The organism is Pseudomonas sp. WS 5071 (genome assembly GCF_012985765.1).
GTDB classification, from domain to species: Bacteria; Pseudomonadota; Gammaproteobacteria; order Pseudomonadales; family Pseudomonadaceae; genus Aquipseudomonas; species Aquipseudomonas lundensis_A.
Genome location: NZ_JAAQWY010000010.1, coordinates 24,836 through 46,553, shown reverse-complemented (window position 1 = coordinate 46,553; position 21,718 = coordinate 24,836). Strand labels below are relative to the sequence as shown.

Sequence of the window (21,718 nt, the reverse complement as noted above, 5' to 3'; positions counted from 1 at the left end):
TAGTCATTGATTGATCAGCGCCCAAACCGCAGCAGGCCATAGCTCACGCCGAGCGTGCCACCGGCGCCCGCGCCGCCCTGAGGCGAAGACTGGTAACCGAACGTGAACGCCAGTTCGTCATCCCCTAGCACCTCCATGCCCAGGCCTGTGTCCACGCCCCAGTTGAAGGTCTTGTCGACCCACTGCCAGCCTGCCGTGACGTCCACCAGCCAGGTGTATTGCGCCTTGGTACGGTTCAAGGCGCCGGGCATGCCGCGCCGCCATGAACTGCCGACGTACACTTGGCCATAACGCGCTTGCAGCAAATCGCGGGCAGTGAGCGGCGACGTAACGTCCACGGCACGTGCACCCGTCACACGGCCCTCGTCATCTTCGATGGGCTCTAGCTCGTAAATCGGTTTGAGGAAGGCAGTCAGGTCATTCAGCTCAGCGCTTTTAAGGCTATTGCGCTGATAGTCGGCACCGGCCCGCACCACCCAGTTGGGGCCTTCGAACTCCAGGGTATGGGCCAGCTCCAGCTTGGCCTCCTGACCGGAACCCAATGCATCGCCTGCACGGGTCGAAAAGCGGTTATGCGTCAGTGCCCAACTCAACTGGTCACGCGCCGAGAAACCATGCTGCCCCTTGACCCACACCCCGTCGTGCTGGCCAAAAGCGCGCATCAGGCCGGTTTCGTCGCTCTGGCGATGCCAGTCGAGACCGGTTTCAATTTCATCGGTTGCACTCAACTGCCACGCCCGGCTCAGGCCAAAGCCGTTGCGGTCGTGATCCTGGCGGGTGCTGATGTCGGCAACCAGGCTGTAGCTGCCGTCACTCAATTGGCGGCGCAACGTGAGCAACGCATTGCGCTCCTGACCCAATTGGCCATCACGCAGTTGATCGCTGTCATAGCGGCCTTGTCCCAGCACCAGGCTGGCGTACCAGTCGTCATTGAGGTGACGGGCGAGCGTCAGTTGCGGGCCAGAAATATCCAGCCCACCAAAATCCTTGCCCTCCCAGCGCAACTGAATGCCTTGCGGCGTGCGGTCAAGGATCTCCACCGCCTGACGCCGCAATTGCTCGCGAATCATGGCGGACTGTTCGTCTCCCAGTGCCGACAAGCCCACGCTCAGGGCGTGACCGTCATGCCCCAGTTGACTGAGGGCATCGACCTGTTGCGCCGGGTCCAGTTCGCCGCTGGCCAGCAGTTGCTTGAGCATGTCGCGATTGCGGTCACGCAGCGCTTGCTGGATCAGTTCAAAGCGGTCGACTTTTAGGCCCTGACTGCGCGCCCAGGCCAGCCAGTCGTTTTTCTGGGCCGATTGATTGGTTTCGTCCAGCCGCGCCAGCAGGCGTTCGAACCACAGTTGCAACATGGCGGGCGAGCCGTCCTGCCATTGCAATGCCTTGTTCTGCGCCAGACGCGCCGAATAACTGCTGGCCAGCAAGCGCAGCCACATGGCATACCGTTGAGAGGATTCAATACCCGGTTGCAGGTCCACGGTGCGGGTCAACTGCAGGCGCAAGCGTTGCGCCGCTGCCAACGAACCGGCCGCTTCCAGCGCATCGGCATAGCCCGCCTGCACCAGCCAGTCTTGGGGATTGGCCTTGAGGTACAGGCGATACCAGGCCAACGACTCACTGGTGCGCCCAACCATCTGGCTGGCACTGGCGAACGGCAGCCACAGCAGGTTGTCGTTACGCGCCCGCGCCCGCCATTTTTGCAACAACGGGCCGATCTCAGCCGTACGCCCCTGATCGATGTACAACCACAGCAAGCGCTCGCGAAACAGGTTGTCATCGTCGTAACGCGCCAAGCCCTGCTTGAGCAGACGCTCGGCATCGACGAAGCGTTGCTCATGCATGGCCAAAGCAGCGCGGGCCGCCAGTACTTGCTCCTGTTCGTTGGCCTGCTGCCATGCCTACGCACTGTCGAGCAAAACACTGACTTGAGCCCAGTCCTGCAGTTCCTGCGCCACTTGCAAGGCCACGACCAGACGCTGCGGGTTATGGGTTTTGTTCCAGCTCGCAATCATCAGCGCCAATGCCTTTTGCGGCGCACGCTTGCGGTACAGGTTGGCCAATTGCTCCTCTTCGCCGTAATTCAACGAACCCTTGATCGCCAGTAACCGTTCAAGTGCCGGCTGCAAGTCATCGTCACGCTCCAGCTCCCACGCCAGTGCCGCCCGCAGCTCCCAATAATCGGGGTCTTGAATGTCCCGGTTATCAATGTCCAGTACGTTCCACGCCCCTTGGGTATCAAAAAACCTCAGGTGCGACCCGGCCCAGTCCACACGCTCGGTGACAGTGAGCGGAAAATGTTGCGCCATTGCCTGCATGACCACGGTCTTGGCCGGGTATTGCTCGGTGTTTTCCAGGTTCTGGCTCAGACGCACCCAGGCCAGACGCTGTTCAGGGTATTTTTTCAAGCTGGCGCGCAGTACGGCTTCGGCCAGTTGCGGCGTGCCACGCTGTTCGTGGGCAAACACCAGCGCATCCAGCTCGGGCCCGGTCAGGCTGCGTGTCTCCAGGAGGCTGGTGAGCAACGGGATGCCATGATCGAAATCAAACAACTGAATCGACAAGCGCCAGGCATGCTCATACGCCGCCGGGTCATCCTGCAGCTTGAGGTAGGCCATCCAGTAATCCAGCGCCTGATAGTTATCGCCCTTCCACTCGCCCAGTCGGGCCATTTGTTCAAGAAAGGCGGCATCGCCCGCTTCGATCTGCAACAGTTCCTGCCCCACGGTCCAGGCGCCGTCCTGATCGCCAAACGCCAGCCGCAATCGGAACTCCTTGCGTAAAGCCTCAAGGTTGCCGGGTTGCAAGGTCCGCCACTGCTGTAACAACACTTCGGCTTGGTGCAACTGGTCATGGGCGATCGCGGTTTCAACACCTTGCTCCAACCAATGCGGGTCGCTGTCAGGGTCATTGAGGAGCGCCACTTGCCGGCTTAACAACGCCGCCGCTTCAGCCCCTCGATCTGCGGCAATCAAGGCATCGAATGCTTGCCGCAGGTAGTGTTTGTGCTGCTCGGGCGTGCTGCTGGACGCTTCCAGTTGCAGGTACACGTCAGCGGCACGGCCCGGCTGTCCACCTGCCATCGACCATTGCGCGGCACTGCTTAACCACGTCAGGCGCCGGGCCGGGTCACGCTCGGCCAGCTCGGCATAACATTGCCCCGCCAGGCCCGGTGCTTGCAGCACTAACAGCAACTGCGCCATACGTTCCAGTGCAGCAATCGGCAACTGAGCGCGATCCAGTGTGCTGAGGCGTTCGACCAGCACTGTGCGGGCACTGGCATCGGCATCCTTGGGCAACGCCAATTGATCGAGCTGCAACCCGTACAAGCGGGCGACCGTGGCGTTGGGCTGCGGCCATTGACTCAAATGTTTGCGGGCCCTGGAGTACTCGCCCAGGGTAATCAGCAGGTCCAGCAGCTTGATGCGCAACGCATCGTCTTGCGGGTGCGCGGTGAGCAGCAGTTCCGCATAGTTGGCCGAGACTGCATCTGGCTGACGGTCATCCGGGAGGAAGACGCTTTCTTGTTCAAAGGTCAGCCACAGCAGTCCGCCGACCGCCACGGCCACCACACCCAGCGCCCACGGATTGAGCAGCCGGGTTTTCTTACTGGCAGAGGAGTTGGGCATCACTCACCTGCTTCATTGGCAATTTAAAGAACCACAGGCCATTTTCCGCACGCGGGGAATAGCGCTGCCCGTTGATTTCAACATGGCACGGCCCAGCGGCCCGTACTGAAAACTGCACCTCAAACTCCCCGGCCATCGCAAAGGTGACGCGACCGTCATTCTCAAACCGCCAGCCCTGGAGCGGCACGTTGGCCTCCTCCAATGCCGGCCGTGGGTCGCGATCCGGGCGCAGGGCGAGCAACGCGCGATCGCTGCTCAAATGGACATACCGGCCTTGCGGCAGGTCGCGCACCCCGGCAACACCTGTAGAGCGAGCCAAGTCAGGCCAGCCCATCTGCGGGTCAATACGCAAGGTGCGCAAAGCGTTCATCCCGAGTACTTGCCAGTCACCGTCGGCGGTACGCGCCAGGCTGGATTCATACAGGCCGCGCACCCGTGGCAGGTAGTCACTCATCCACAATGAGATCGGCTGCTGCTTGATCATGAAGGCGTAGATATCATCCATGACCTTGATCGATGCCTGCTTGGTGCCGGAATAGAAGTGGTAATACAGGTGCAAGCCCCGCAGACGGCGCGGGTTGTCAGTCAGCTCAAAGGTGTCGATAACATCGCGAAAGCCGTAGAACGGCCCCTTCCACAGGTTGGTGTACATGTTTTCGTTAATGATCGGGGCATAGATCTGCAAGCCGCCCGCGGTGGGTCGCAATAGCGGCGAGAGCCCGGTCAGTGACGGGTTGGCGTGGGTGATGATGGTGGTGCCGCCGTTCACATTTTGCAGGCCGGCTTCATAGGCGTACTGGAGGGTGGCTTCGTCCGGTAACGCATCGCCGGGCCAGAAAATCATCTTTACCGGCTTCTGCGGGGTGGTCAGGTTGTTGTTGATGTAGTCCCGTGAACCAAACACTTCGCGACGAAAGTCGATCTTGTTGTACCCCGCAATTTTCATGTTCAGGCCATATTCGGGATGGAAGCCCTCTTCTTTCATGGCTTTTTCCGGCTGCATGAAGAATGGGTGGCTGAAGGTATGGGTGGCCACCTCGACTTTGGGGTTGGCAAACAAGGTGCGTGCAATCGGTTCCAGTTCTTTGGCCAAAAACGGGAACATGCCGCGAGGGGAGATTTCCCCTTCAATGATCGACACCGACGTCAGGAACGGATAAGGCTTGATAAACAGGTCCAGCACAGACTGCCCTGCGTAGGGCGTGCCACGGATCTCTGCGCGGGACGGAAAACCGTCACCGTCGATGTGCACGGTCGCAATGCGTCGGCCGTTTTCCGTGGTGGTGTCAGGATGCGGTTGCAGGGGAAGGCGCAACGCACGTTGAATAAACACGAACGGATCAATGATCCAGCGGCTGGCTTCGCCATTGGATTCCACCAAATACGGCGCCATTGCCATGCCGCCCCACTGGCCAATGGCAACCGGCGCAAATTCATTGCCCTTCTCATCGGCCAGCAACAGACCGGGTTTCGGGCCGCCCGGCAATATCGACAGGGGCGTCAGTTCGCGGGTGCGCAGCATTAATGGCGCTTCGAAACCGCCGATCAACGACGCGTCTTGCGACAGCAACGTGAGTGACGTCGGAGCACTCTGCACTGACGGGTGCAAACCGAGGCGTTTAAGGAGGACGGCGTTCTCAATCGGCATGCCGGCCAGGAACACCAGTGGCACGTCTTCATCCAGGCGTTGGTTGATCCAGGCATTGAAATGCTGTGCATCTTGCGGCGGGCCCGTGTTCATCCAGCTCACCACACCGGCATACACGCCCTTGAGCCGATGGGCAGGGAGCGGTTGATCGACCGGGAAATAGTCAATCCGGTAGCCCAGGTACTCGAGCAAGCCACCGAGCATCACATGCCCGGCGTTAACCGTAAGGTCCCCTTCACGCGGGTCATACAACATAGCGATCCGGCGCGGCTGGACTTCAAGGGTACTGACACCCAGGTAATCGAGGTCCGGGGTGGTCACGAACGGGATAAAGCCTTCATCGCGTAATTGACGGGCCAGTTTGCGCGCCTGTTCTCGTTGGCTCGGCGGCAGGTAATCAATGGCTACCAGCGGCATGCCTTTGTCCCGCAGAGGTTTGAGACGAGTCTCCAGCCACTCACGGTCGGCTTGTGAGACAGGCCGATAGCGTTTGGCACCGGCGTCCCACCCTGCATGAATCGACTCGACTGCCACGGCGGCGGCCACACCGTCCAGCTCAGGCAACACTTCAAAACCGCGGTTGAAGAACAGCTTCAGCTGCGGTTCGCGGGTGTGCAGTTCGCGCAGAAAACTGGCCAGTGCTGTTTGCTGACCGGGCCATGCCGATTCCGGCAGCAGTTGAAAGCTGTCCAGCGTGTCGAGAAACAGCCCGGCGTAACCCTGCGCCTGCAGTTCATGCGCACGTTTGAACAGATGACTGCGCCATTGCGGTGACGCCAGGTCCATCACCTGGCTGTTCCAAGCCTTGTTACGTTTAGAACTGGCGCCTTTATCCAGCCCTGACTCAATCAGTGTATTGCGATCGCCATCAAACTCACCCACGGACAAATACGCAAACGGCTGACTGCCTAATTGACGAATTCGGGCAACGTCTGCAGTGGACAGGTGGCCGGACTCAACAACCGCCCACTCAAACTGTGCCAGCTCTTGCAAGGGGGGATTGTCTGCGTACCAAAACGCCACACTGCGAGGCGCAGGTTCAGCCGCATGACTGGCGGTGCCGGAGAGGTACAGTGAAAACGCTGCGAACAGGCGCAAAGCGACGGTACACGCACGCCTCCTGCGAAACTTGTGCTCCATAAATGACGTTTGACCTTAATGACCGAATCCAGGGCAGTTATTGCAGTGCGGCCGCTTCGGTACTCTCAAACATGATGATGAGGAGCACGCCAGTTGATCGAGTCAGGGGCATTAACGTTTGGTTCGTCATGCATCAGCGACAACGTTTTACGACCCGTTACTCATTAATCGGAGACAGCACTGCGCACCAATTGCGGGCAATCCTATGGATCCAATATTGAGCAGTCCAATTTGATTTTTTATCGCCATCGGGAATAAGCGTCGTTTTTTTGACGACTTGCGCCTGACTTGGGATTTTAAATCGCGCGCGCTGGAAAAATGACACAACCAGGAGAGTATCGAGCTAGAGCCTTACAATCCAAACGAATTGTTAACATTCCAAAAAAGGAGCGTGCCGACGCACACAGGGATGCCATTTGCGTGAGAAGACGGTCGCGAGGCAAAACTGACAGAGAGGTAAAATTCAGGCACAAAAAAAGCGACCCTGAGGTCGCTTTCTTTGTAGCTTCTGAGAGTTCAAGGGCTCAGAGGCAGATATGGCGCAGCGGACGGGACTCGAACCCGCGACCCCCGGCGTGACAGGCCGGTATTCTAACCGACTGAACTACCGCTGCGTATCGCTCGGACTTGCGTCCGTTTGAAACTTTGAAATCGTTGATTGAACAGCTTCGGTGCTTTTCAATCGCAAATCAGGCTGGCCTGACTTGTACAAATATGGCGCAGCGGACGGGACTCGAACCCGCGACCCCCGGCGTGACAGGCCGGTATTCTAACCGACTGAACTACCGCTGCGCGTCGGTTGGTGTCCTTTTCAGAACGCCTTTTCTCTTTCGAGAAACTCAATAAGTGGTGGGTGATGACGGGATCGAACCGCCGACCCTCTGCTTGTAAGGCAGATGCTCTCCCAGCTGAGCTAATCACCCTTTGCTTCGTTGAGGCCGCGAAATTTACGCACCTATCGAAGCTAAGTCAAGGACAAGATTGAACTTTTTTTTAAAAAAGCAAAAATCGATAATCCCCGACTATTGCCCTAGCACTTATCGAATCCTTTTAAACCAGAAGGTGTTCACGCGTCGTACACCATTTTTTTACTCATGCCGCCATCGACCACAAACTCCTGCCCCGTTACGAACCCGGCATTGCGCGACAACAGCCAGGCCACCATCGAGGCCACGTCTTCCACCGTACCAACCCTGCCAGCGGGATGCTGCGAATGATCGTTATCGGCCAGCGGCTCGGCACGACGCACTGAAGGATCTCGTGCATCGATCCAGCCCGGACTCACTGCATTGACCCGGATCTCTGGCCCAAGGCTAATGGCCAAGGCATGTGTCAACGCCAGCAAGCCACCTTTACTCGCGACATACGCCTCGGTATCCGGTTCGGACTGGCGGGCACGCGTGGAGGCCAGATTGACGATAGCGCCGCAGTGCGCCCGCAGATACGGTGCGCAATGCTTGGCCAGCAGCATCGGCCCGGTCAGGTTGACCGCCAGTACGCGGTTCCAGTGTTCAAGGTCGAGGCTTTCAAGGGTCATGTTGTGCGGATCAGCGATGGCGGCGTTGCACACCAACGCATCCAGACGCCCGAACTGCCCCAATACCTGCGCCACGCACTGAATAACGTCCGACTCCTGTGCCACGTCCATCGCCACAAACCAGGCGTTTTCGCCCAGCACCTTGGCCACTCTGGAGCCACGCGTGCGGTCAATGTCCGTGAGCACCACCTGCCAGCCTTCGCTGACCAGCCAGGCGGCAATCCCAAGGCCAATGCCCCGCGCAGCACCGGTAACCAGTGCCACACGTCCGTTTGCGCTAGCCGATGTTTCGAGAATCAGGTCCGTCACAGTGCCGCAAGACCTCGTGCCAGATCCGCCTGCAGATCAGCGACATCCTCCAGGCCCACCGCGATCCGGATCAGGCTGTCGCGGATACCGGCCGCTTCACGCTCCTGGGGTGCCAGACGACCGTGGGACGTGGTGGCGGGATGTGTGATGGTGGTTTTGCTGTCACCCAGGTTGGCGGTAATGGAAATCAGGCGGGTCGCGTCGATAAAGCGCCAGGCACCCTCCTTGCCTCCACGGACCTCAAAGCTGACCACAGCACCAAAACCGCGCTGCTGACGCTGGGCCAGAGCATGCTGCGGATGGCTCTTGAGACCGGCGTAATGCACGTGCTCGATGCCGTCCTGCTGCTCCAGCCACTCGGCCAGGGCCAATGCGCTGGCGCAGTGGGCACGCATGCGCAGGTTGAGTGTTTCCAACCCCTTGAGGAAGATCCAGGCATTGAACGGGCTTAATGTCGGCCCCGCTGTGCGCAGGAAACCCACCACTTCTTTCATCTGTTCGCGGCGACCGGCAACCACCCCGCCCATGCAGCGGCCCTGCCCGTCAATAAACTTGGTGGCCGAATGCACTACGATGTCGGCCCCCAATTTGAGCGGCTGCTGCAACGCTGGCGTGCAGAAACAGTTGTCCACCACCAGCATCGCACCCTTGGCATGGGCCACTTCGGCGAGCGCGGCGATGTCAACCAGCTCGGCCAGCGGGTTGGAGGGGGATTCGACAAACAGCAATTTAGTGTTCGGTTTGATAGCGGCATCCCAGCCCGACACCTCGGCCAGAGGCACGTAGTCGACTTGCACGCCAAAACGCTTGAAATACTTTTCGAACAGGCTGATGGTCGACCCGAATACGCTGCGCGAGACCAGAATATGGTCGCCTGCGCTGCACAGGCTCATGACCACTGACAGGATCGCCGCCATGCCAGTGGCCGTGGCAACGGCCTGCTCGGCACCTTCGAGTGCAGCGATGCGCTCTTCAAAGGCGCGCACCGTGGGGTTGGTGTAACGCGAATAGACGTTGCCGGCTGCCTCGCCCGAGAACCGCGCAGCCGCATCGGCTGCGGTGCGGAACACGTAACTCGAGGTCAGGAACATGGCGTCACCGTGCTCGCCCTCAGGCGTACGGTGCTGACCAGCACGTACGGCCAAGGTGTCGAACGCTACGCCCTCGAGGTCGCTGTCCAGCCGACCGGCATCCCAATCCTGACTCATGCTGCCCACTCCTTGCTGTAAAGACTGCTTTGTATTGGCTACTGTGCGTATCGGAAAAATGCAAACCGGCCCCTGGGGGCCGGTTCGGTAAAGCGCTAGTTGTTGTAGATGCCGATGGTGGCACCCACCCCCTGCGCAATCACCTTGGAGGCATCATTGCGCGCACGCTCGATGCGGTCCAGGTAGTTATCATCGATGTCACCCGTCACGTACTTGCCATCGAACACAGCGCAATCGAATTTCTCGATTTTGATCTTGCCACCGCCCACGGCATCGATCAGGTCTGGCAAGTCCTGATAGATCAGCCAGTCTGCGCCGATCAGATCAGCGACATCCTGGGTGGTGCGATTGTGCGCGATCAGTTCGTGAGCGCTCGGCATGTCGATGCCATACACGTTCGGGTAGCGTACTGCCGGTGCGGCCGAGCAGAAATAAACGTTCTTGGCGCCCGCTTCGCGCGCCATTTGAATGATCTGCTTGCAGGTAGTCCCGCGCACGATCGAGTCATCAACCAGCATCACGTTCTTGCCACGGAACTCAAGTTCGATGGCATTGAGCTTCTGGCGCACGGATTTTTTGCGCGCAGCCTGGCCCGGCATGATGAAGGTACGGCCGATGTAGCGGTTTTTGACGAAGCCTTCGCGAAATTTGACGCCCAAGTGGTTGGCCAACTCCAGAGCCGCCGTTCGGCTGGTGTCCGGGATCGGGATAACCACGTCAATGTCGTGCTCAGGACGCTCGCGCAAGATCTTGTCGGCCAGCTTTTCACCCATGCGCAGACGGGCTTTGTACACCGAAACGCCGTCGATGATGGAATCCGGACGCGCCAGGTAAACGTGTTCAAAGATACACGGCGTCAATTGCGGGTTGGCCGCGCATTGGCGGGTGTGCAGCTTGCCATCTTCTGTGATGTAAACCGCTTCGCCGGGCGCCAGGTCGCGAATCAGGGTGAAGCCCAGTACATCCAGCGAAACGCTTTCAGAGGCGATCATGTATTCAACGCCTTCGTCAGTGTGACGCTGACCGAATACGATCGGGCGAATGCCGTTAGGGTCGCGGAAGCCGACGATGCCGTAGCCGGTCAGCATCGCAACCACTGCATAACCACCACGGCAACGGTTGTGCACGTCTGTGACGGCAGCAAACACGTCTTCTTCGGTCGGCTGCAGCTTGCCGCGCTGGGCCAGCTCGTGCGCGAACACGTTCAGCAGTACTTCCGAATCGGAGTTGGTGTTGACGTGGCGCAAATCAGATTCGTAAATCTCCTTGGCCAGTTGTTCAACGTTGGTCAGGTTGCCGTTATGCGCCAGGGTGATGCCATAAGGCGAGTTCACGTAAAACGGCTGAGCTTCAGCTGAAGTCGAGCTACCAGCAGTCGGGTAGCGAACGTGGCCAATGCCTACGTTCCCGACCAGACGCTGCATGTGACGCTGATGAAACACATCACGTACCAGCCCGTTATCCTTGCGCAGAAATAACCGGCCGTTATGGCTGGTTACAATACCGGCAGCATCCTGGCCGCGGTGCTGGAGGACGGTTAGCGCGTCATACAGCGCCTGATTGACGTTCGACTTACCGACGATACCGACGATGCCACACATGCGACGCAACCCCTACTTTATGGATCTGAACTGAACACCGCTCACTTGGGCTGGGTAGCCGGCAAGAGATGTTCCTTGAACGGAATATCAGCGGGTACGCTGATACCGCTGGCGAGCCACTGACTGCTCAACCCCAAAATGAGATTTTTCGACCAGTCGGCAACCAATAGAAATTGTGGCAAAAGCCGAGACTCTTGCCACCACGAGTCCTGCTGTACCGGCCCCAGACTTAATAGCCCGACTGCCACGACCACCAGCAACGCGCCACGCGCAGCGCCGAAGGCCATGCCAAGGAATCGATCGGTCCCGGACAACCCGGTGACGCGAATCAGTTCGCCGATAAGGAAATTGATCATTGCGCCGACCAGCAAGGTGGCGACAAACATGATGGTGCACCCGGCGATGACACGGGCGGAAGGTGTTTCGATGTAGGCAGAGAGATATTCCGACAGGGAACCACCGAACATCCAGGCGACGACACCAGCAATGATCCAGGTGCACAGCGACAATGCCTCTTTGACGAAGCCACGCTTCAAACTGATCAGTGCAGAAATGGCAATCGTTGCAACGATTGCCCAGTCAACCCAGGTAAATGGCACGGTGCAGCCTACAGACAGATAAGGCGGCGCATTTTAGCAGAGCACCGCCTCACAGGTAAGGCGATTTAAACGCGCATTGCGTATCAGATTGAACCTTTTTTCAGTCTCAGCCACGTTCAGGCTGAAAGCGAACCACAAAACCCTTGAGATTTTGCTGTTTGCCCAACAAATCGCGCAGACGGTCAGCTTCCGCACGCTCCAGCAAAGGCCCTACAAAAACACGATTCATCCCGCCAGAGGTGCGAACGTAAGCGTTATAACCTTGATTACGAAGGGTTTTTTGCAGGTTATCGGCACTTGCACGATTGGACAGACTGACCAATTGCACTGACCAACTGATCGGCAAACCATTGTCATCGACACGTTTTTGCGTGGTATCGAGCTTGGCCGGCGCCTGCGCAACTGTTTGTGCAGGCGTAATGGCAGGCGGTTTAGGTGCAACGGCAGGCTTGGAAACCACCGGCGGCGCGACAACAGCTTCAGGCTCGGGCGCAGCAACCACAGCCTGCTCGACCGGGGCAGGCTCTTCGGGAATGACTTGCGGCTCGGGCACGGCAACCGGCTCAACCTGAACGCGCGGCAGCACGGGTACTTGAGGCGCCGTGGGCGCATCGACCTGAATCTGACGCTGCTCATCCTGACGCGAAAACAGCATCGGCAAGAAAATCACCGCCAATGCCACCAGCACCAGCGCGCCAACCATGCGCTGCTTGTACGCCTTATCCAGCAAAGCCATTTGCAGCCTCCTCCGTGGCGCGCCGCTCCAGCCATTCAAGGGCTTCGGCGACACAATAGAATGACCCGAACAACAGAATTTCATCAGCCGCGGTGGCCCGCTCGCACTGAGCTTCCAGCGCCGCCATCACACTGCCATGCTCCGAAACAGATGCGCCCTGACGTCGCAGAACAGCACCCACTTCAGCAGCAGGACGAGTACGCGGGGTGTCTAGCGGCGCAACCGCCCAATGCTCGACCGGCACCGTAAACTGTGCCACTACCCCGTCCAGATCCTTATCTGACAGCAAACCAAAAACAGCCAGGCGCTTGCCTGCAACCGGGCGCTGTGCCAGGCGCTGAACCAGATACTGCGCAGCATGCGGGTTATGGCCTACATCCAGAAGCAGGTTCAAGGTTTTACCGTGCCACGTGAACGAGCGACGATCAAGTCGGCCGGTCACACGGGTAGCCTTCAGCGCCCGGGCAATGGATTCCGGCTGCCAAGGCAAGCCACTCAGCGCGTAGCCTTGCACGGCCAGCGCCGCGTTTTCCATAGGCAAGTCAAGCAGGGGCAGATCGCGCAGTTCGATAACGCGTCCTTCCGCGCTCAGTCCCCGCCAATGCCAGACCTGTTCGGTGGTAGCCAGATCGAAGTCACGACCACGAATAAAGAGCGGGCAATCCAACGCGCGGGCTTTATCGAGCAACGTCTGAGGCGGATTCAAGTCACCACACAAGGCTGGCTTGCCTGGACGGAAAATGCCGGCCTTTTCGAACGCGACAGACTCTCGGGTATTGCCCAGGTATTCCACATGATCAACACCAATGCTGGTGACCAACGCCAAATCGGCATCCACCAGATTGACGGTATCAAGCCGACCGCCCAGCCCGACTTCCAGAATCACTGCATCGAGCCCGGCCCGCTGAAACAGCCAGAAAGCAGCCAGCGTTCCGACTTCAAAGTAAGTCAGGGAAATTTCGCCACGGCCCGCTTCGACCGCAGCAAAGGCTTCGCACAACTGTTCGTCTGTTGCTTCAACGCCATCGATTTGCACGCGCTCGTTGTAACGCAACAAATGTGGGGAGCTATACACCCCTACTTTCAGGCCTTGCGCTTGCAGCAACGATGCTACAAACGCACAGGTAGAACCTTTGCCATTAGTGCCAGTGACCGTCACCACCCGAGGCGCAGGCTTGCTCAGCCCCATGCGGCCCGCTACTTCACGCGAGCGCTCCAGGCCCATGTCGATGGCCGATGGATGCAACTGCTCAAGGTAGGCGAGCCACTGGCCAAGGGTGCGCCGGGTCATAGGTTTGCCGGGGCCGGCGGTACAACAATGGCTTCAACAGGAGGCGCCACGTACACCGGCGTCGGCAGGCCCATCATCTGCGCCAGCAGGCTGCCCAGACGCGGACGCAGTTCCTGACGGGATACGATCAGGTCGATTGCGCCGTGCTCCAGCAGGAACTCACTGCGCTGGAAACCTTCCGGGAGTTTTTCACGTACGGTCTGCTCGATCACACGCGGACCGGCAAAACCGATCAACGCTTTGGGCTCTGCAACGATCACATCGCCCAACATCGCCAGACTAGCCGAAACACCGCCGTAGACCGGATCCGTCAATACGGAGATGAACGGGATGCCCTCTTCACGCAGACGTGCCAGCACCGCGGAAGTCTTGGCCATTTGCATCAAGGAAATTAGGGCTTCCTGCATGCGCGCGCCCCCCGAAGCTGCGAAACAGATCATGGGGCAGCGGTTTTCCAGCGCATGGTTGGCGGCACGAACAAAACGCTCGCCAACGATGGCACCCATCGAGCCACCCATGAACGAGAATTCAAAGGCGGACACCACGGCCGGCATGCCCAACAGGGTACCGCTCATGGAAATCAACGCGTCTTTCTCGCCAGTCTGCTTTTGCGCACCGACCAGACGATCCTTGTACTTCTTGCTGTCGCGGAACTTCAGGCGGTCAACCGGCTCCAGGTCGGCACCCAGTTCAACACGGCCGTCGGCATCCAGAAAAATGTCAATGCGGGCACGCGCGCCAATGCGCATGTGGTGGTTGCACTTCGGACAAACGTCCAGGGTCTTTTCCAGCTCAGGGCGATAAAGCACTGCGTCGCAGGACGGGCATTTGTGCCACAGGCCTTCAGGTACCGAACTCTTCTTGACCTCGGAACGCATGATCGAAGGAATCAGTTTGTCTACCAACCAGTTGCTCATGCTTTTTTTCTCCAGTACCGGGGCGGCTTGAACATCGGGTTCAGGCCCCGTGTATGCCCTTGAGCTAAATTCATTAGGTGTGTGGCGATGATTGCATTCACCTGCGGTCAGCACAGGGCTAACCGGCATCTCCTTGCAACCCTCAGCCTTCCCGACAACACGCACCAGAGCGGTTGCCACTTTAATTTCTGCCCGTCCAACAACCGGGCCCGCACGCTTTACTGCGGCGGTAATGATGGACGGTGGCAGACTGCCAACCGTCACATCATGCGTCAGTTTGTTCCACGAACCGCCTGCATGAAGGCCTGTATCTTGTCGTGATCCTTGATGCCCTTGCTTTTTTCTACACCGCCACTCACGTCCACGGCATAAGGACGAACCTGACGAATGGCGTCTGCCACATTATTGGCATTCAATCCGCCAGCCAGAATGATCGGCTTGCTCAAGTCCCGAGGTATCAAAGACCAATCAAAGACCTCGCCGGTTCCCCCCGGCACCCCTTCAACGTAGGCATCCAGCAAAATACCGCTGGCGCTGCCATACATCGCGCACGCCTGCGCAATGTCATCGCCCGCCTTTACGCGAAGCGCTTTTATATAAGGACGGTGAAAGCCCTGGCACTGCCCTGGGGTTTCGTCACCGTGAAACTGCAGTAAATCCAGCGGTACAGCGTCGAGGGTTTCGTTCAGCTCGCACGCACTGGCATTGACAAAAAGACCGACCGTGGTCACGAAAGGAGGCAGTGCCGCAATAATGGTGCGGGCTTGCTGAACGCTGACGGCGCGCGGACTTTTGGCATAAAAGACAAAGCCAAGCGCATCAGCGCCGGACTCTACAGCAGCCAGCGCATCATCTATGCAGGTAATACCGCAGATCTTGCTGCGAACGGCTGACATGTCGGCTCCACCTCTGGATTGATGCGTGAAAGTGGCGGATGGTAACAAAAGCGTGAGCGGGCGTCAGCCGGCCAGTTCGCTAAAACCGGTCAGGAAATGCGGACCGATATACCTGTCAGGTAACTGGAACTCATCGTGATACTCCACCTGCACCAGATACAAGCCATACGGGTGCGCCGTGACACCGCCCAAGCGACGTTGACGGCTTTCGAGCACTTCCTTGATCCACTCGACCGGCCGCTCGCCGGCACCAATGGTCATCAGCACCCCCGCGATATTGCGCACCATGTGGTGCAGAAACGCACTGGCACGGATATCCAGCACGATCATCTGCCCATGACGGGTAACGCGCAGGTGATGCATTTCTTTGATCGGTGATTTGGCCTGGCATTGACCGGCGCGAAAAGCGCTGAAGTCATGCACCCCCAGCAAGTACTGAGCCGCCTCGGCCATGCGCTCGACATCCAGTGGGCGATGGTTCCAGGTCACTTCCTGGTTCAAATGTGCCGGGCGAATCTGATCGTTATAAATGACATAGCGATAGCGCCGTGCAATGGCTTTGAACCTTGCATGAAAATGCGCGGGCATGACTTTGGCCCAACTAACACTGATGTCATGGGGCAAATTGATATTGGCCCCCATCACCCACGCCTTCAGCGAGCGCTCAGCCTGCGTGTCAAAGTGCACCACTTGCCCGCAGGCATGCACACCGGCATCGGTACGCCCGGCGCACAACAATGAAACCGGGGATGCGGCGACTTTCGACAGCGCGTCTTCAAGGGTCTCCTGAACGGTCAGCACACCGTTGGCCTGACGCTGCCAGCCGCTGTACCGCGAACCTTTGTATTCAACACCCAACGCGATGCGGGAAAAACCTTCGGCAGCCATTTCAGCGGCTGCGTTATCTAAATTTGCCAAGGACTTACAGCCTGCTCATGTACGCAAAGGCGGGCATTATAAGGCGCACGCGCCAAGACGCCATGAAACAAATACGCCGCGCCGATGATTAAACGCGCTGACGCCCGCCTCGCAAAAACGACAACGGCAGCCATCCTGGCTGCCGTCGGCATTACACGCGTGCGATCACACCAGACGGGACAACATCTCATTGGCCTCGGCCAACTGCTCGGGATTACCTTCGCCCAGCACTTCAGTCAGGATGTCGCGCGCGCCCTCCGCGTCGCCCATATCGATATACGCTTGCGCAAGATCAAGTTTGGTCGCGGTTTCATCGGTCCCGGACAGGAAGTCGAACTCGGGCTCTTCATCCTGCTCGACCGCATCGTCTGCGGCAAATTTGCTTGTATCGACAAACGGCTCGGCAATTGGCGGATGCTCCAGGCTCTGCGACAGACGCTCTAGCTCGGCATTGACTTCATCCAGCTCCACCGCAAAGCTGTCAGGCGCGACCGGTACTTCTTCATCAGCCAACGACAGATCGAAGTCCGCAGGCAGGTCCAGATCATCGACGCCATTAATGTCGAACAACGGCGGCTCGGCATCAGACAACCCCTTGAGCTCGCCTTCCAGACCCAACAGATCCTCATCGGCCAATGTTGGGGCCGAGAGATCATCGTCCGGCAGGTCTAAATCGAAGTCAGAAAGATCTTCCTGGGCGGCCTGGGCCTCAGCCTGCTGAGCCAGCACCGCCTCAAAGCTCAATTCATCATCGGCAGGCGTCGCAGCTTGAGCCTGCGAGCTCACACCCGGAGCAACCACCGATGGCGATGCAGCCTCCAGATCGTCCAGACTCAGGTCGAAATCCTCATCGAATGCCTCGCTGACAGGCTCAGCGGGAACTGGTGCCTCTTCAACGGGCTCTTCCTGAAGCATGTCCTTGACGAATTGGGCATCCAGCTCGGCAGCGAGGGCGGCCGAGGCAATACCCGCAGCCGCGACAGCGGCCATGGCCGGATAGCGCGCTTTGAGTTGTTCGACTTCAGCGTGGTTTTTGCCATTGGCAATCAACTGACGCTCCTGCGCAACAAACGCATCACGCGCGCCCAGTTCACCGTAAACCTGCATCAGTTTCAGACGCAAATCGCTGCGCTGCGGCGCCTGCTCAATGGCAGACGTGAGCAGCTCTTGCGCCTCATTGAACTGGCGGCGAGTAATGAGGTGTTCAGCTTCGTCCAGCACATCGCTATCGGGCTTGGACTGTGTTGCCGCAGCCACAACTGCTGCCGCTGCGACAGTGGCTGCCGCAACCGCAGGAGCAGCGGATTCGACAACCGGTGCAGGTGCAGGTGCAGGTGCAGGTGCAGGTGCAGGTGCCAGCTTGACGCTTGGAGGCGGAACTTCAAGGCCTTCAAAGCTGCTTTCCGGCATGTCCAGATCAGCAGTGAAATCCGACTCTTCCTCAAGCGCACGCGCCATGCGCAGGTGTTTTTCTGCGGCCTGTTGCGCTTTGCGGCGACGCGCCAGCAGCAACATCAGCAGTAACAACAGGAGCACGGCCCCACCACCCACCAGACCCAGCAACAGCGGACTGGCAAGCAAGTCCTGAATACTGCGCTCCTGGGTTTGGGCATCATCCACCGGCGCCGGGGGAACGGCAGTGGCCGGTGTACCCTCAGTGGCCGGTGGAATATCAGCTTCGGGGGCATCGGCTGCCTGAGCCGCCAATTGCGCCGGTATCGCCGCAGCCGGATCAATGCCCGGCGCAGTGTCTGCCTGAAGTTTGGCCAACTGATCGTTTTTCAGCTCAATCAAACGCTGCAGTTTGTCCAGCTGGCTTTGCAGGTCCTGCATCCGGCTTTTCAGCTCGGCATTCTCTCGGCGGCTGGCATCCAGCCCTTCCTGAGTCATCGCCAGCTTGTCGCTCAGTTGCTTGACATCACCTGCCGCGCCCTTGCCTGCACCTTTGGCCGCCTGCCCGGAGACCAGGCTCAAGTTATCGCCAGCGGCCTCTTTGGGGGTTGCCAGTGCCGCGGCTTTACGGCCTGTTGCATCCAGCTGCTGGGCCAGCGGCACAGTACGACGCCCGTTGCGCCAGTCAGCGTTCTGCGACGCGACTTCAGCCACTGCCTTGGCATGGGGCAATTGAGTGCTTTGCGACGCATCCGGCAAGCGCAGTACCTGACCGGTTTTCAAGCGATTGATGTTGCCATTGATAAACGCATCGGGATTGAGCGCCTGAATCGCCAGCATGGTTTGCTGAACGGATCCCTCCGTGCGCGCCTTCGCGGCAATTTCCCAAAGGGTGTCACGGGCACTGGTAGTGTATTGCGCCGGGCTGCCAGCAGGGGCAGCCGTCGGGGTGGCTGCGGCAGCCGCCGCTGTTTGCGGCGAAAATTTGGCCGGGTCAAGCAACACGCTGTAATCGCGCAGCAAGCGACCGTTGGGCCACATGACCTGCACCAGAAATTTAACGAAGGGTTCTGACAGCGGCTGACTGGACGTCACACGCAACACGCTTTTGCCCTCCGGATTGATGACCGGGGTAAAGCGCAAATCATCCAGAAAGGCAGGGCGTTGTACGCCCGCTTTAGTAAATTCTTCAGTGGGTGCCAGGCTGGGGACCACTTCAGCAGCGGTCAAATCCTTGACATCCAGCAACTCGATTTCAGCCAGCAGCGGCTGGTTCTGCGTCGACTTCAGCGTCAGCTCCCCGAGCCCAAGCGCCTGTGCCATGCCTGATGACAGCGCCGAAGCGGCGGCGATTGCTAACACTAATTTGCGAACTTGAACCATAGCCTCTTCCTTATTGGTACAGACCCCGTCCCACGGGATCTGTATAGCTGCTGCCTGAAGACCTCACCCGGATTACACCGTTACCGGGGTGGTTCTCCCATTACGCCTTGCGAGCCCTGACAGCAACTGAACTGCAACGATTGGCCGTCTGGCTAGAATCATGCTGCAAATTGACGCCAAGTATCTTTTACAGCTGACCTTTTATCAACAACTCGGCCACCTGCACGGCGTTCAAGGCTGCACCTTTTCGTACGTTATCTGACGTCAACCACAAATTAAGTTCAGAAGTATCGTCAACTCCGTGACGCACACGGCCTACATACACAACGTCCTGACCGACCGCATCCCCCACAGCTGTAGGATAGTCGCCCGCCTCAACCCGTTCGATACTATCGGCCGCATCGAGCAATGCATTAACCGCGTCCAGGTCCGCAGGGCCTGCCAATTGCACCGAAACACTGAAGCTGTCGCCAAAAAACACCGGCGCCTGAACACAGGTTACCGACACCTTGAGCCCGGGCATGCCCAACACATCACGCAGCTCACTGACCAGACGTCTTTCAAGTGGCACATGGCCCTGGGCATCAGGTTTACCGACCTGAGCCAGCAAATTAAATGCCATTTGCCGGTCAAAAAAGGTTGATTCCAGAGGACGCAAATTAAGCAGCTCAGCCGTCTGACGTGCCAGCTCGGACACCGCTTCACGGCCTTGGGCCGAGACCGCCAGGCATGCAGTGACACTCACCCGCTGGATGTCCAGTAGCCCACGCAAAGGGGCCAGCACCACCGCCAGCGCAGTCGCGGAAGCGCTTGGGCTGCTGATTTGTACGGGTTTGGGCAAACCCTCCAGCGTCTGCGCATTGGCTTCAGGTACGACCTGGGGCGCCTGGGCCGACGGCAAGGCGCCTGACAGGTCGATCACGGCACAGCCCGCCGCACTGGCTTTGGCGGCGTAACTTAACGTCACCGCTGGCCCGGCCGCGAAAAACACCATGCGCACCTTACTGAAATCAAACGCGTCGACTTCACGCACCCGCACGTTCTTGCCCCGGTAGGGCACCGAGCTTCCGGCGGACTCCAGACTGGCCAATAAATGCAGCTCACCGACAGGAAAATCCCGCTCTTCAAGAATTTGCACAATGGTTTCGCCGACAGTGCCGGTGGCGCCGACGACGGCGATATCAAAGGACTGGTTCATGGATCTACCTCAGGCGAAACAGTGGGAGCGGCACTGTACCGGGCGCAACCCCGCCAGGCAACGCACAGCACGCTGCATGGACTGTTCACATCCTGCGCACAATAAAAAACCCGCCACTCTTGCAAGGGGCGGGTCTGGAGTCACCGGCGCGGATTAACGCTCCAGCAAAATCCGCAGCATGCGACGCAGCGGTTCGGCCGCGCCCCACAACAGCTGGTCACCCACGGTGAAGGCGCCGAGGAACTGCGACCCCATGTTGAGTTTGCGCAGACGGCCGACCGGCACGTTCAGGGTACCGGTGACTTTTGTCGGACTCAGCTCTTGCATGCTGATCTCACGCTGATTGGGCACCAGCTTGACCCAAGGGTTGTGCTGGCTGATCAGGCCCTCAATGTCGGCAATCGGCACATCTTTGTTCAGCTTGATGGTCAACGCCTGGCTGTGACAGCGCATGGCGCCGATACGCACGCAAATGCCATCAACCGGAATCGGGTTTTTGAAACGCCCCAGAATCTTGTTGGTTTCGGCTTGCGCCTTCCATTCTTCACGGCTCTGGCCGTTAGGCAGTTCTTTGTCGATCCACGGGATCAGGCTGCCTGCCAGCGGCACACCGAAGTTCTCGGTCGGGTAGGCATCGCTGCGCATGGCTTGCGCCACTTTGCGATCGATATCGAGAATGGCGCTGGCCGGGTTGGCCAGTTCATCGGCGACAGCGGCGTGGGTCGCCCCCATTTGCTTGATCAACTCGCGCATGTTCTGCGCGCCGGCACCGGATGCCGCCTGATAGGTCATGGCGCTCATCCATTCCACCAGACCGGCCTCGAACAGACCGCCAAGCCCCATCAGCATCAAGCTCACGGTGCAGTTGCCGCCCACGTAGTTTTTGGTGCCTGCATCGAGCTGCTGGTCAATCACCTTGCGGTTGACCGGATCCAGAATAATCACCGCGTCATCCTGCATGCGCAGGCTCGATGCCGCATCGATCCAGTAACCTTGCCAGCCAGCCTCACGCAGCTTCGGGAACACCTCATTGGTGTAGTCGCCGCCTTGGCAGGTCAGGATCACATCGAGGGTTTTCAACTCTTCAATGTTGTAGGCATCCTTGAGCGGAGCAATATCCTTGCCCACGGACGGCCCTTGTCCACCGACATTGGAGGTGGTGAAAAACACCGGCTCAATAAGATCGAAATCCTGCTCTTCCAGCATCCGCTGCATGAGCACGGAACCGACCATACCGCGCCAACCGACCAGACCTACACGTTTCATCGCAACTACACCTTTAACAAAAAGTGGGGTCGTTACTTCCACCAACAGGA

At 58.8% G+C, this 21,718-nt stretch carries 13 protein-coding genes, 3 tRNA genes and 1 pseudogene; all 17 read right to left on the bottom strand.

Going from position 1 to position 21,718, the window contains the following annotated elements:
* Positions 1 to 14: 14 nt before the first annotated feature.
* A pseudogene (locus HBN61_RS08360) lies at positions 15 to 3,629 on the bottom strand (tetratricopeptide repeat protein).
* Positions 3,607 to 6,417: a bifunctional glycoside hydrolase/polysaccharide deacetylase family protein gene (locus HBN61_RS08355; protein WP_170046486.1), complete on the bottom strand. Its 2,811-nt coding sequence runs from the start codon at positions 6,415 to 6,417 to the stop codon at positions 3,607 to 3,609. Before HBN61_RS08355 ends, HBN61_RS08360 begins: the two are co-directional and overlap by 23 nt.
* Before the next feature lie 537 nt (positions 6,418 to 6,954).
* Positions 6,955 to 7,031 (bottom strand) — tRNA-Asp (locus HBN61_RS08350).
* A gap of 101 nt (positions 7,032 to 7,132) precedes the next feature.
* Positions 7,133 to 7,209 (bottom strand) — tRNA-Asp (locus HBN61_RS08345).
* Between the two features lie 55 nt (positions 7,210 to 7,264).
* Positions 7,265 to 7,340: transfer RNA gene (locus HBN61_RS08340), tRNA-Val, on the bottom strand.
* A gap of 143 nt (positions 7,341 to 7,483) precedes the next feature.
* Complete coding sequence (locus HBN61_RS08335; protein WP_432760257.1) at positions 7,484 to 8,251, bottom strand: SDR family oxidoreductase; 768 nt, start codon at positions 8,249 to 8,251, stop codon at positions 7,484 to 7,486.
* A gap of 8 nt (positions 8,252 to 8,259) precedes the next feature.
* Entirely contained in the window at positions 8,260 to 9,471 is a 1,212-nt protein-coding gene (locus HBN61_RS08330) for an O-succinylhomoserine sulfhydrylase (protein ID WP_094994921.1), read from the bottom strand.
* A gap of 95 nt (positions 9,472 to 9,566) precedes the next feature.
* Positions 9,567 to 11,072, bottom strand: a complete 1,506-nt coding sequence (gene purF, locus HBN61_RS08325; protein WP_047275550.1) for an amidophosphoribosyltransferase — start codon at positions 11,070 to 11,072, stop codon at positions 9,567 to 9,569.
* Between the two features lie 41 nt (positions 11,073 to 11,113).
* The gene (locus HBN61_RS08320) at positions 11,114 to 11,671 is read right to left on the bottom strand and encodes a CvpA family protein (RefSeq protein ID WP_047275552.1); all 558 of its coding nucleotides are present in this window, start codon (positions 11,669 to 11,671) and stop codon (positions 11,114 to 11,116) included.
* A 106-nt stretch (positions 11,672 to 11,777) separates the two neighbouring features.
* Positions 11,778 to 12,407: an SPOR domain-containing protein gene (locus HBN61_RS08315; protein ID WP_094994920.1), complete on the bottom strand. Its 630-nt coding sequence runs from the start codon at positions 12,405 to 12,407 to the stop codon at positions 11,778 to 11,780.
* A complete protein-coding gene (gene folC / locus HBN61_RS08310) occupies positions 12,391 to 13,698 on the bottom strand; it encodes a bifunctional tetrahydrofolate synthase/dihydrofolate synthase (RefSeq protein ID WP_170046485.1) in 1,308 nt (435 codons plus the stop codon). Before folC ends, HBN61_RS08315 begins: the two co-directional genes overlap by 17 nt.
* Positions 13,695 to 14,615 (bottom strand): acetyl-CoA carboxylase, carboxyltransferase subunit beta, encoded by a 921-nt coding sequence (accD, locus tag HBN61_RS08305; protein ID WP_170046484.1) that lies wholly within the window; start codon positions 14,613 to 14,615, stop codon positions 13,695 to 13,697. The genes folC and accD overlap by 4 nt, the downstream gene beginning before the upstream one ends.
* 272 nt (positions 14,616 to 14,887) lie before the next feature.
* Complete coding sequence (locus HBN61_RS08300) at positions 14,888 to 15,511, bottom strand: phosphoribosylanthranilate isomerase (protein ID WP_170046483.1); 624 nt, start codon at positions 15,509 to 15,511, stop codon at positions 14,888 to 14,890.
* Positions 15,512 to 15,574: 63 nt separating this feature from the next.
* Positions 15,575 to 16,399 (bottom strand): tRNA pseudouridine(38-40) synthase TruA, encoded by an 825-nt coding sequence (gene truA, locus HBN61_RS08295; RefSeq protein WP_094994917.1) that lies wholly within the window; start codon positions 16,397 to 16,399, stop codon positions 15,575 to 15,577.
* A gap of 195 nt (positions 16,400 to 16,594) precedes the next feature.
* Positions 16,595 to 19,204: a FimV/HubP family polar landmark protein gene (locus tag HBN61_RS08290; protein WP_170046482.1), complete on the bottom strand. Its 2,610-nt coding sequence runs from the start codon at positions 19,202 to 19,204 to the stop codon at positions 16,595 to 16,597.
* A 187-nt stretch (positions 19,205 to 19,391) separates the two neighbouring features.
* On the bottom strand, positions 19,392 to 20,402 hold the full coding sequence (locus HBN61_RS08285; protein ID WP_170046481.1) for an aspartate-semialdehyde dehydrogenase: 1,011 nt from the start codon (positions 20,400 to 20,402) through the stop codon (positions 19,392 to 19,394).
* Positions 20,403 to 20,555: 153 nt separating this feature from the next.
* Entirely contained in the window at positions 20,556 to 21,668 is a 1,113-nt protein-coding gene (gene asd / locus HBN61_RS08280) for an aspartate-semialdehyde dehydrogenase (protein WP_094994914.1), read from the bottom strand.
* Between the last annotated feature and the right edge of the window lie 50 nt (positions 21,669 to 21,718).

Excerpts from the sequence above, each read along its gene's own strand:
- folC (WP_170046485.1), bottom strand. The coding sequence starts at position 13,698 with ATGACCCGGCGCACCCTTGGCCAGTGGCTCGCCTACCTTGAGCAGTTG.
- HBN61_RS08355 (WP_170046486.1), bottom strand. The coding sequence starts at position 6,417 with ATGGAGCACAAGTTTCGCAGGAGGCGTGCGTGTACCGTCGCTTTGCGC.
- truA (WP_094994917.1), bottom strand. The coding sequence starts at position 16,399 with ATGGCTGCCGAAGGTTTTTCCCGCATCGCGTTGGGTGTTGAATACAAA.
- accD (WP_170046484.1), bottom strand. The coding sequence starts at position 14,615 with ATGAGCAACTGGTTGGTAGACAAACTGATTCCTTCGATCATGCGTTCC.
- HBN61_RS08315 (WP_094994920.1), bottom strand. The coding sequence starts at position 12,407 with ATGGCTTTGCTGGATAAGGCGTACAAGCAGCGCATGGTTGGCGCGCTG.
- purF (WP_047275550.1), bottom strand. The coding sequence starts at position 11,072 with ATGTGTGGCATCGTCGGTATCGTCGGTAAGTCGAACGTCAATCAGGCG.
- HBN61_RS08285 (WP_170046481.1), bottom strand. The coding sequence starts at position 20,402 with ATGAACCAGTCCTTTGATATCGCCGTCGTCGGCGCCACCGGCACTGTC.
- HBN61_RS08330 (WP_094994921.1), bottom strand. The coding sequence starts at position 9,471 with ATGAGTCAGGATTGGGATGCCGGTCGGCTGGACAGCGACCTCGAGGGC.
- asd (WP_094994914.1), bottom strand. The coding sequence starts at position 21,668 with ATGAAACGTGTAGGTCTGGTCGGTTGGCGCGGTATGGTCGGTTCCGTG.
- HBN61_RS08290 (WP_170046482.1), bottom strand. The coding sequence starts at position 19,204 with ATGGTTCAAGTTCGCAAATTAGTGTTAGCAATCGCCGCCGCTTCGGCG.
- HBN61_RS08300 (WP_170046483.1), bottom strand. The coding sequence starts at position 15,511 with ATGTCAGCCGTTCGCAGCAAGATCTGCGGTATTACCTGCATAGATGAT.